Here is a 10,796-nt window from a genome sequence, read left to right on the forward strand (position 1 = left end):
CCGTCCGTGGCCTGCGAGAACCATGCGCAATTGTTGTTTCGGCGATGGTGCCGCCATGTTTCGGCGGTATTAACGTCGCGAGTGGCGTGTAAGCGACTTCAGCCGAGCAGGGCGTCCACGAATGCGGCGGGTTGGAACGGCGCCAGATCGTCGGGGCCTTCGCCGAGTCCGACCAGCTTCACCGGCACCCCGAGTTCTTGTTGGACGCGGAAAACGATGCCGCCCTTCGCCGTTCCGTCCAGCTTGGTCAGCACCGCGCCGGAGATGTCGACGACGTCGGCGAACACGCGCGCCTGCGCCAGCCCGTTCTGCCCGATGGTGGCGTCGAGCACCAGCAGCACCTCGTCGACCGCGGCGCGCCGGGTCACCACGCGCTTGACCTTGTCGAGCTCGTCCATCAGCCCGACCTTGGTGTGCAGCCGCCCGGCGGTGTCGATGACGACGACGTCGGCGCCGGCCGCGATGCCCTTGTCGACCGCGTCGTAGGCCACCGACGCCGGGTCGGCGCCCTCGGCACCGCGCACCACGTCCGCGCCCACCCGGGCGGCCCAGGTTTGCAGCTGATCGGCGGCCGCGGCCCGGAAGGTGTCGGCCGCGCCGAGCACGACGCGGCGCCCGTCGGCCACCAACACCCGCGCCAGCTTGCCGACGGTGGTGGTTTTTCCGGTGCCGTTCACGCCGACGACGAGCAGCACCGAGGGATGGTCGGCGTGTGGCAGCGCCCGGATCGAGCGGTCCATGTCGGGTTGCAACTCGTTGATCAACACGTCGCGCAGCACGGCCTTCGCGTCGGCTTCGGTGCGCACGCTGCCGCTGGCCAGCCGGCTGCGCAGCTGCGTGATCACCGACTGGGTGACCACCGGGCCCAGGTCGGCGACCAGCAGCGTGTCCTCGACGTCCTGCCAGGATTCCTCGTCCAGGTCGCCGCCGCCGATCAGGCCCAGCACGCTGCGGCCGAGCGCGTTCTGCGAGCGGGCCAGCCGGCCGCGGAGTCGCTCCAGCCGCCCTTCGGGTGGGGCGATGGCCTCGATCTCCGCGGCCTCGGCCGACGGCGCGGCCTCCCGGGCCGGCGCGGCGGGCGGTGGCGCGTCCTCGGGCGGTGGCGCGGCCTCGGGGGCCGGCGCGGCGGGCGGTGGCGCGAACGTCTCGGGCTCGGGCAGTTCTACGTCGGAGATCGCGCGCCGCGGCGCGTCGCGGGGCACGGTCGCGTCGTCGCCTACCGCGGGCAGGCCGGTGGTGTCGAGGGTGGGGGTCCGGCTGAACGTGATCCCCGAGGACGCGGTGTAGCCGCCGGAGCGGTCGAGCGCCCCGGGCTCGGGCCGCGCGATGCTGATCCTGCGGCGGCGGTACCGCACCAGGCCTGCGACCAGCGCGGCGATGACGACCAGGGTGGCGGCGACCGCGATCGCGATCCAAAGACCTTGGGACACGCTGGCATTCTTTCAGGGACCCTCCGGCCCACCGAACACAGCCGGACAACCGGGGCGCATTACGGCAAGGCCGTCAGCCGCCGAGTCCCTTCTTGACGGCCGCGTCCTGCTTCTGGCCGACGTCGACGACGAAGTCGGGCGGCGGGAGCGGGTCCACCGGGCCGATGAACTCCAGCGTGACGAAGGCTCGGCCCTCGGTGAACAGCAAGACCGTCACACCCTTTGAACCATCCGGAGACTTGCCCGACATCGTGGTTCCCCCGGTGCCGACATGTGCTGGGGCCGTTTCGGGATTCGTGACCATGCCCTGTCCCGCCTTCGCCGAGTTCAGCGCGCTCGTGGCAGCGGCCGCATCCGGCAGGACCTGGATGGTGTCGCGGATATGGACCTCCTTGACCGTGACGCCGTCCTGATCCGCGGGGTGGGGTTGGGTGCTGAAGGTGATCGCAGCGCCCGGTTGGCCGTTGGGGTTCGTTGTCGGCTGGCCGGCGACGAAGGGAATCGGCGCATCGATATCTGCCGTCTGGATCAACAACCGGGTGTAATCGCTGGGCTGTGCCGGCGGCGACGAAGTCGGAGCCGGGATCGCGGTTGAGGGGGCCACGGTTGTGCTCATCAGGGCGGCCGATGCTGACGTCGCCGTGGGCGACGACGAAGTGCCGCTGCAGCCGGCCAGCGTCGCCGCCAGCGCCGCCGCCGCCATGGCACCGGCGGCGATGCGGTTGGTCTCCATTGGGGGACTTCCTTTCTGCCCGCCCGGCGGACCCCCCGAGTTCACAAGCGTCGGCTCGCTACCGATCCCAACAAAACACTGTGCTCAGGACGGGTTGCCGACCAGCTGCTCCACCTGCTGGCCGCGCATCCGCTGGGAGATCACCGCGGTGATGCCGTCGCCCTGCATGGTCACGCCGTACAGGGCGTCGGCGACCTCCATGGTGGGCTTCTGGTGGGTGATGATGATGATCTGCGAGCGGGCCCGCAGCAGTTCGAACAGGCTGATCAGCCGGCGCAGGTTCGTGTCGTCGAGCGCCGCCTCGACCTCGTCCATGATGTAGAACGGCGACGGGCGGGCCCGGAAGATCGCCACCAGCATGGCGACCGCCGTCAGCGCCTTCTCACCGCCCGACAGCAAAGACAGCCGGGTGATCTTCTTGCCGGGCGGACGCGCCTCCACCTCGATGCCGGTGGTGAGCATGTCGCCCGGATCGGTCAGCCGCAGCCGGCCCTCGCCCCCCGGGAACAGCACGGCGAAGACCTCCCGGAATTCGCGTTCGACGTCGACGAACGCGTCGTTGAAGACCTGCAGGATGCGCGCGTCGACGTCGGCGATGACGTCGAGCAGGTCCTTGCGGGCGGCCTTGACGTCCTCGAGCTGGGTGGACAGGAAGTTGTAGCGCTCCTCCAGCGCGGCGAACTCCTCCAGCGCCAGCGGGTTGACCCGGCCGAGCTCGGCCAGTTCCTTCTCGGCCCGCTTGGCCCGGCGCTCCTGGGTGGCCCGGTCGTACGGGATCGGGGCGGGCGCGAACACCTGCTCGCCGCGCTCCTTGGCCTGCTCGTACTCGGCCATCTCCAGATCCGTCGGCGGCAGCTGATTCTCCGGCCCGTACTCGGCGATCAGGTCGTCGGGCGACATGCCGAACTGCTCGAGCACCATCTGCTCGAGCTGCTCGATGCGCATCGCCGCCTGGGCGTTGGCCACCTCGTCGCGGTGCAGCGAGTCGGTGAGCTTGGCCAGCCGCGCCCCCAGCGCGTTGACCTCGTCGCGCACCGTCGCCATCGCGGCCGTGCGCTGCTGGCGCTCGGCGACCAGCGCGTCGCGCATCGCCGATGCCGCGTCGACCACCCGGTCCAGCCGTGACGCCAGCAGCCGCCCCGCGTCGGCGACCGCGCCCGCCACGGCGGCGGCGTGCAGCCGCGCCGCGCGCGCCTGCTGGGCCCGCAGCCGCGCCTCGCGTTCGGCCGCGGCCGCGCGCCGCAGGGAGTCCGCCCGCCCGCGCACCGCGTTGGCGCGCTCCTCGGCGGTCCGCACCGCCAGCCTGGCCTCCACTTCCACGCCGCGGGCGCTTTCGGCGGCGGCGGCGATCTGCAGGCGGTTGGCGGGTTCGGCGGCCTGCACGTGCTGGGTCTCCTGGGCGTTGCGCAGCCGGGTCTCCAGCGCGGTGACCTCTTCGACGGTCTGCGCGCGCCCGGCCTCGGCCTCCTCGCGCTGGCGCAGCAACCGGCTCCACTCCTCCTCGGCGGCCCGGGCTTCCTGCCCGAGCCGACCCAGCTGCTCGTACATCGCCGAGATGGCGGTGTCGGACTCGTTGAGCGCGGCCAGCGCCTGCTCGGCGGAATCCTGCCGCGCGATCTGCTCGGTCAGCGCGCCGGACAGGGCCGCGCTGAGCTGCGCCACCTGGGCTTCGGCCGCCGTCAGCTCAGCGCCGGCCTTGTCGATCTCCGAGGTGAGCTCCAGCGTGGACAGCTTGCGGTCGGATCCCCCGCTCACCCAGCCCGCGCCCACCAGGTCGCCGTCGAGCGTGACCGCGCGCAGCTGTGGGCGGGCCGCGACCAGGTCCAGTGCGTCGCCGAGTTCGCCGACGACCGCGACGCCGGACAGCATGGCCGTCATCGCCCCGCGCAGCCGTTGCGGCGTCTCGACCAGATCGAGCGCCCAGAGGGCGCCGCCGGGCAGCGCGCCGGCGGGCGGGTGCTGATCGGCCGGCCAGTCGCCCAACACCAGGGCCGCGCGGCCGCCGTCGGCCTGCTTGAGGGCGGCGACCGCGGAACGCGCGGCACCGAAGCTGTCGGCGGCCAGCGCGTCGGCCGCCGAGCCGAGCACCGCGGCCAGCGCCGTCTCGTAGCCGGACCGCACCTTGACCAGCTTGGCGATCGGGCCGAAAAGCCCTGTGCCGGCGTGGTTTTGCGTGAGCCACGCCGCGCCGTCCTTGCGCTCCAGCCCGACCGAGAGCGCGTCGATGCGGGCCCGCAGCGACGCGACTTCCCGTTCGGCGCCGCGCTCGGCGGCCTGCAGCTCGGAGACGCGTTCGTCGGCCGACCGCAACGCGGCCACGGTCCGCTCGTGGTGCTCGTCGAGGCCCACCTCGCCCTGGTCCAGCTCGCCGACGCGCGCCTGCACCGTCTCGAACTCCGCGCGGGTCTGCTGCGCGCGGGTGGCGGCCTCTTCGATGCGCTCGGAGAGCTTCGCGACGCTGTCGTCGATCGATTCGACGCGCGCCCGCATGGTCTCCACCTGGCCGGCCAACCGCGCCAGGCCCTCGCGCCGGTCCGCCTCGGCGCGCACGGCCGCCAGGTGGGCGCGGTCGGCCTCGGCGGCCTGCGCCTCGCGCTCGGCCAATTCGGTGCGGGCGGCGTCCAGGCGGGTGCGCGCGCCGGCCAGCTCGGCCAGCAGCCGCTGCTCGGTCACCTCCACCTGCTGGGCCTCGGCCTCCAGCGCCTCGGGATCGGTGTCCCCGGTCGCCACGGGCTCGACGTCGAGATGCTGCGCGCGTTCGCTGGCGATGCGCACCGTGGCGGCGACGCGCTCGGCGAGCGCGGACAGCCCGAACCAGGTGTGCTGGACCGATTCGGCCCGCCCCGAGAGCTCGGCGAGCGCCGTCTCGTGCGCGGTCAGCTCCTGCGAGGCCACCTCCAGGCGGGCGGCGGCCTCGTCGTGTTCGCGGCGCATCAGGGCCTCGGCCTCGAAAATCGCGTCGCGCTCCACCTGGCGGCTGACCAGGTCGTCGGCGGCCAGCCGCAGCTTCGCGTCGCGCAGGTCCGCCTGGATGGTCTGGGCGCGACGGGCCACCTCGGCCTGGCGGCCGAGCGGTTTGAGCTGGCGGCGCAGCTCGGTGGTCAGGTCGGACAGCCGCGCCAGGTTCGCCTGCATCGCGTCGAGCTTGCGCAGCGCCTTCTCCTTGCGCTTGCGGTGCTTGAGCACGCCCGCGGCCTCCTCGATGAAGGCGCGGCGGTCCTCGGGTCGCGACTGCAGGATCTCGTCGAGCTTGCCCTGCCCGACGATGACGTGCATCTCGCGGCCGATCCCGGAGTCGCTCAGCAGCTCCTGGACGTCCATCAAACGGCAACTGCTGCCGTTGATTTCGTATTCGCTGGCGCCGTCGCGGAACATCCGCCGGGTGATCGACACCTCGGAGTATTCGATGGGCAGCGCGTTGTCGGAGTTGTCGATGGTGACGGTGACCTCGGCGCGCCCCAGCGGGGCCCGCGACGAGGTGCCGGCGAAGATGACGTCCTCCATCTTCCCGCCGCGCAGCGTCTTCGCGCCCTGCTCCCCCATCACCCACGCCAGGGCGTCGACGACGTTGGACTTGCCCGAGCCGTTGGGCCCGACCACGGCGGTGATGCCCGGCTCGAAGCGCAGAGTCGTCGGCGAAGCGAAGGACTTGAAGCCCTTCAGCGTCAGACTCTTGAGGTACACAGCGCGCCAGACTACCGCTCAAATCGCCGGCGCCAGGCTTCCCCGAGGGGTGTCGGTGCGCTTCAAATTCGCCTGACGTTCACACTCCGACGCACTGGCCACAGTGGTCACACCAGTCACTACGGGGCCGCGTCAGCGCTCGACGAAACCGACGAAACGCTGCGCGGGTTCCGACCAGTCGGCGACGACCTTGTCCACCCGTCCCGGCCTGGTAGGCCACGCGGTTCCGCCTTCCAGCAGCCGCAACAACTCCTCGGCGGCCGCGCGCGGACCCTGCGCCACCACCAGCACCCGGCCGTCGGGCTGGTTGGCCGCGTACCCGGTGAGCCCGAGCTCCAGCGCCCGGGACCGCGTCCACCAGCGGAAACCGACCCCCTGGACGCTGCCGTGCACCCAGGCGGTGAGCCGGGCGTCAGGCTGGGGCATCTGAGGCATCGGCGATCTCGAAGTTGACGGTGGTACCGGACTTCAGCGTGCGCCCGACGGTGCAGACCAGGTCGACCGCCCGGCTGGCCACCGCCAGCACGCGTTGCTTCTCCTCGTCGGAGAGCCCGGACAGGTCGAGCTCGAGGGTCTCCTCCAGCAGCGGATAGCGCTCCTGCTCGCGGTCGGCGGGGCCGGAGACCTTGATCACGGCCTGGTAGTCGTCGCCGAGCCGGCGGGCCAGCGGCTCGTCCGTGGACATGCCGCTGCAGGCGGCCAGCGCGATTTTGAGCAGCTCGCCCGGGGTGAACACGCCCTCGACGTCCTCCGAACCGACGAGCACCTGAGCGCCGCGCGAGCTGTGCCCGGTGTAGCGGCGCGTCCCGGTGCGTTCGACCCACAGTTCCGTCATGGCTTCTTTTCTACCGGGCGGCCTTTGCGGCCGGGCGGGCATACTGCGTTGCATGGCGACCGTCGTCGCATTCCACGCCCACCCGGACGACGAGGTGATTCTCACCGGCGGCACGCTCGCTCGGGCTGCGGCGGCCGGGCATCGCGTTGTCCTCGTCACCGCGACCGACGGCCGTGTGCACAATGACGACGGCGATCTCCGGTTGAACGAATTGCGTGCGAGCGCAAGCATTCTCGGCGTACACCGGTTCGAGTGCCTTGGCTATGCTGACAGCGGCTACGGCCCCGTTTTCTACCCCGATCCGCCCGGGCGGGTCAGGTTCGGCCGGGCCGACGTCGACCAGGCGGCGGGGCGGCTCGTGGAAATACTGCGCGATGAAGCCGCGGATGTGCTGCTCAGCTACGAGCGCAACGGCGGCTACGGCCACCGCGATCATGTCCAGGTGCACCACGTAGGCAAGCGCGCCGCCGAACTCGCAGCGACGCCGCGAGTGCTCGAGGCGACGATGCCGCGCGAATTGCTGGTGCGCATCGGCGATCTCGCCCGCCTGCTCCGACTGCCGGCGCCCTACGAACCGGAAGTCGCCCGCACTGCCTACACGCCGACGGGCAGCATCACCCACCGCGTCAACGTCTTCGGTTTCGCGCGGCACAAGCGCGACGCGATGGCCGCCCATCGCTCCCAAATCGGCGACTCCGGCCTCGCGGCACGCGCGTTCGACGTGCTCCTTGCGCTGCCGCCGCAGGCGTTTGGCCTGCTATTCCCTCGTGAATGGTTCGTCGACCCCGCGCTACCGCCGGGAACCACGCACCGCGACATCTTCGACTGACTCGCCGGCGGCTTTTCAGTGTGAGCCCACGGCCGCGACACGCCCGTCAGCGCACAGTCGAAACCCGCGGGCGCGGTTGGCATCTCGGGCAGTAGAACGAGGAGCGGTTCATGAACTTCTCCCGGCGTATCACCGCGCCGCAGCGCCGGCAGGGTTCGCCTTCGCGGCCATAGGCGTCCAGCGATCGGTCGAAGTATCCCGACTCGCCGTTGACGTTGACGTAGAGCGAGTCGAACGAGGTGCCGCCCTTGCCCAACGCGTCTCGCATCACGTCGGCGGCGGCGTCCAGCACGGCGGTCAGCTGGCGACGGCTCAGCGTGTCGGCGATGCGCGCGCCGTGCACCTTGGCCCGCCACAACGCCTCGTCGGCGTAGATGTTGCCGATCCCCGAGACAACGGTCTGATCGAGGAGCTGCCGCTTGATCTCGGAATGCTTGCGCCGCAAGACGTTTACCACCGCGTCGCGGTCGAAAAGCGGGTCAAGCGGGTCGCGCGCCAAGTGCGCGACGGGCTGCGGAACCACGCTGCCGTCGACACTGACCAGGTCGGCGAGCATCCACCCCCCGAACGTCCGCTGGTCGGCGAAGCTCAGCACGGTCCCGTCGTCGAGCAGCGCGGAGATGCGTACATGGTCGGCGCGGGGCACCTTGCCGAGCAACATCTGCCCGCTCATGCCGAGGTGAACGACGAGCGCCGCGTCGGGGTCGTCCAGCAGCAGCCACAGGTACTTGCCGCGCCGGTCGGTCCCGGTGATCTTCGCCTCGAGCAGCCGGGCGGTGAGGTCGGCCGGCCCGGCCTCGTGGCGGCGCACCGCGCGGGGATGATGCACCCGGACCGCGGTGATCGTCTTGCCCACGACATGGGCCTGCAAGCCGCGGCGCACCACCTCGACTTCGGGCAGTTCGGGCATTCAGCGGGTCATCAAACTACGCGGAGGTCTTGCCCGCGGTGTCCAGCGTCTCGAGCACTTTCCAGGTTGCCGCCGCGGCCTTCTGCTCGGCCTCCTTCTTGGAGCGGCCGACACCCGACCCGTATTCGGTCTCCATCACGACGACCACCGCGGTGAACTCCTTGTCGTGGTCCGGTCCGGTGGAGGTGACCACGTAGGACGGCGCCCCCATGCCGCGCGCGGCGGTGAGCTCCTGCAGGCTGGTCTTCCAGTCCAGCCCGGCGCCCAGCGTCGGCGCGGCGTCCAGCAGCGCGCCGAACAGCCGCAGGATCACCTCACGCGCCGTGTCGATTCCGTGCTGCAGGTAGATCGCGCCCAGCAGCGATTCCATGCCGTCGGCCAGGATGCTCGACTTGTCGGCCCCGCCGGTGTTCGCCTCGCCGCGGCCGAGCAGCAGGTACACGCCGAGACCGTCGTCGGACAGCTTGCGCGCGACGTCGGCCAGCGCCTGGGTGTTGACCACGCTGGCCCGCAGCTTGGCGAGGTCGCCCTCGGACCGGTCGGGATGGCGGTGGTAGAGCTCGTCGGTGATGGTCAGGCCCAGCACGGCGTCGCCCAGGAACTCCAGGCGCTCGTTGGTGGGCAGGCCGCCGTGCTCGTAGGCGTAGCTGCGATGCGTGAGGGCCAGCGACAGCAGCTCGTCGGGCAGCCCGACGCCGAGCGCCTCGAGCAGGGCTTGCCGCGACGTCACCGCTGGTCCCCCGCGGTGTCGTCCGGGTCGGGCGGCTCGGGCAACATCTCGGCCAACTTGGACCACCGCGGGTCGATGCGGTCGTGGTGATGGCCGGGCTCCGCCGCGAGCGCGACACCGCAATCGGGGCACAACCCCGGGCAGTCCGGGCTGCACAGTGGCGCGAAGGGCAGCTCCAGCCCGACGGCGTCGATGATGGGCTGCTCCAGGTCGATGGTGTCGTCGACGATGTGACCGACCTCATCTTCCTCGGTGGTCGCCTCGGTCGTGCTGTCCGGATAGGCGAACAGTTCGGTCAGCCGGACCTGCACCCGCCCGGTGACCGGCGTCAGGCAACGGGAGCATTCGCCGACGGTGGGCGCGTCCACGGTTCCGGTAACCAGCACGCCCTCGGACACCGACTGCACCTGCAGGTCCAGCTCCAACGGGGCGCCCCGGTCGATCGCGATCATGTCCAGTCCGATGCGCGCCGGGCTGGGCACGGTCTCGCGCAGGGTGACCATCGCGCCCGGGCGCCGACCCAGCCGGGTGATGTCGACCGTCATCGGCGACGTCGAACGGCGCTGCGTGGTGCTGCTATGCCGCGTCATAGAGGAAATCCTACGGCGCCGTGCGCGTAATGAACGTAATGAAAGGGCGCGAACGGGCGGCTAGCCCGGATGGCGGCGACCCGCTTCCCCCGGTCCCCCGCAAGCGGGTGGCCCCCAACGCGCGCTCGCGATCGCCGCTACCGGGTCGGCGGCGACCCGCTTCCCCCGGCTGGCGCCGCGCTCGCGATCGCCGCTACCGGGTGGCGTAGTCGTGGGTGCCGGCGGCCGTGCGCAGCTGGTGGCGACCCCGGCCGACCGACCGCAGCGTGCCGTTGAGGAATTCCTCGAACTCGGCGAGCTTGTTGTCGACGTAGACGTCGCACTCGCCGCGCAGCCGGTCGGCCTCGGCGTGCGCGGTGTCGATGAGGCGGGTGGCCTCGGCATTCGCCGCCTCGACCACGCTGTTCTGCGAAACCAGGCGCTGCTGCTCCTTGATGCCCTCTTGCACGGCCTTCTCGTAGGAGATGTTGCCGTTCTCGATCAGCCGGTCGGCCTCGGCCTGGGCGCGGCTGACGCTGGCCTCGTACTCGCGTTTGGCCGCCGTGGCGATGCGAATCGACTCCTCGCGGGCCTCCCCGACCATCCGCTCGCTGTGCTGGCGCGCCTCGTTGACCATCCGGTCGGCCTGCGCCTTCGCGTCGGATAGGAGCCGGTCCGCCTCGGCACGGGCGTGGTTGAGCATCGACTCCGATTCGGTGGTCGCTGAGGAAACCATGGATTCGGCGTGCGACTTGGCGTCATGCAGCATGGAATCGCGCGCGTCGAGCACGTCCTGGGCGTCGTCCAGTTCGCCGGGGATCGCATCCTTGATGTCGTCGATCAGCTCCAGCACGTCACCGCGGGGCACGACGCAGCCGGCCGTCATGGGCACGCCACGCGCCTCTTCGACGATGGCGCCCAGTTCGTCCAGCGCTTCAAAAACTCGGTACACGGCCATACCCTCCTGGCGTCTTGCCAAAAAATCTCGTTGTTACCAGTGTGCCTGTTGTTACGTCTGTGACAGCGGTGGCGACGCGGTGTGTCGGGCATTTGCCCTCCGCGCCCGCTCGCCGCCT

At 71.1% G+C, this 10,796-nt stretch carries 10 protein-coding genes; 1 reads left to right on the top strand and 9 read right to left on the bottom strand.

Annotated elements, in window-relative coordinates:
• Window positions 1-98: 98 nt before the first annotated feature.
• The 5 genes from ftsY to AC5Y5E_RS00215 form a co-directional block, all read right to left on the bottom strand.
• Window positions 99-1,430 carry a signal recognition particle-docking protein FtsY gene (gene ftsY, locus AC5Y5E_RS00195; protein WP_499901019.1) on the bottom strand — a complete coding sequence of 444 codons (1,332 nt, stop codon included), beginning with the start codon at window positions 1,428-1,430 and terminating at the stop codon, window positions 99-101.
• A gap of 73 nt (window positions 1,431-1,503) precedes the next feature.
• Window positions 1,504-2,163, bottom strand: a complete 660-nt coding sequence (locus AC5Y5E_RS00200; RefSeq protein WP_499901020.1) for a hypothetical protein — start codon at window positions 2,161-2,163, stop codon at window positions 1,504-1,506.
• 84 nt (window positions 2,164-2,247) lie between these two features.
• On the bottom strand, window positions 2,248-5,847 hold the full coding sequence (gene smc / locus AC5Y5E_RS00205) for a chromosome segregation protein SMC (RefSeq protein ID WP_499901021.1): 3,600 nt from the start codon (window positions 5,845-5,847) through the stop codon (window positions 2,248-2,250).
• 132 nt (window positions 5,848-5,979) lie between these two features.
• On the bottom strand, window positions 5,980-6,273 hold the full coding sequence (locus AC5Y5E_RS00210; protein WP_499901022.1) for an acylphosphatase: 294 nt from the start codon (window positions 6,271-6,273) through the stop codon (window positions 5,980-5,982).
• The gene (locus tag AC5Y5E_RS00215) at window positions 6,260-6,682 is read right to left on the bottom strand and encodes an OsmC family protein (RefSeq protein WP_499901023.1); all 423 of its coding nucleotides are present in this window, start codon (window positions 6,680-6,682) and stop codon (window positions 6,260-6,262) included. The genes AC5Y5E_RS00210 and AC5Y5E_RS00215 overlap by 14 nt, the downstream gene beginning before the upstream one ends.
• Before the next feature lie 52 nt (window positions 6,683-6,734).
• Between AC5Y5E_RS00215 and AC5Y5E_RS00220 the strand changes: the two genes are divergently transcribed.
• On the top strand, window positions 6,735-7,511 hold the full coding sequence (locus AC5Y5E_RS00220) for a PIG-L deacetylase family protein (protein WP_499901024.1): 777 nt from the start codon (window positions 6,735-6,737) through the stop codon (window positions 7,509-7,511).
• Between the two features lie 46 nt (window positions 7,512-7,557).
• Here the strand turns inward: AC5Y5E_RS00220 and mutM are convergent, their stop codons facing one another.
• The 4 genes from mutM to sepIVA form a co-directional block, all read right to left on the bottom strand.
• Window positions 7,558-8,421, bottom strand: a complete 864-nt coding sequence (gene mutM / locus AC5Y5E_RS00225) for a DNA-formamidopyrimidine glycosylase (RefSeq protein WP_499901025.1) — start codon at window positions 8,419-8,421, stop codon at window positions 7,558-7,560.
• A gap of 16 nt (window positions 8,422-8,437) precedes the next feature.
• Complete coding sequence (gene rnc, locus AC5Y5E_RS00230) at window positions 8,438-9,151, bottom strand: ribonuclease III (protein ID WP_499901026.1); 714 nt, start codon at window positions 9,149-9,151, stop codon at window positions 8,438-8,440.
• On the bottom strand, window positions 9,148-9,741 hold the full coding sequence (locus AC5Y5E_RS00235) for a YceD family protein (RefSeq protein WP_499901027.1): 594 nt from the start codon (window positions 9,739-9,741) through the stop codon (window positions 9,148-9,150). Before AC5Y5E_RS00235 ends, rnc begins: the two co-directional genes overlap by 4 nt.
• Window positions 9,742-9,934: 193 nt before the next feature.
• Window positions 9,935-10,672, bottom strand: coding sequence for a cell division protein SepIVA (gene sepIVA, locus AC5Y5E_RS00240; RefSeq protein WP_499901028.1), 738 nt, complete (start codon window positions 10,670-10,672; stop codon window positions 9,935-9,937).
• Between the last annotated feature and the right edge of the window lie 124 nt (window positions 10,673-10,796).

The sequence above is a fragment of the Mycobacterium sp. NGS54 genome (assembly GCF_059812465.1).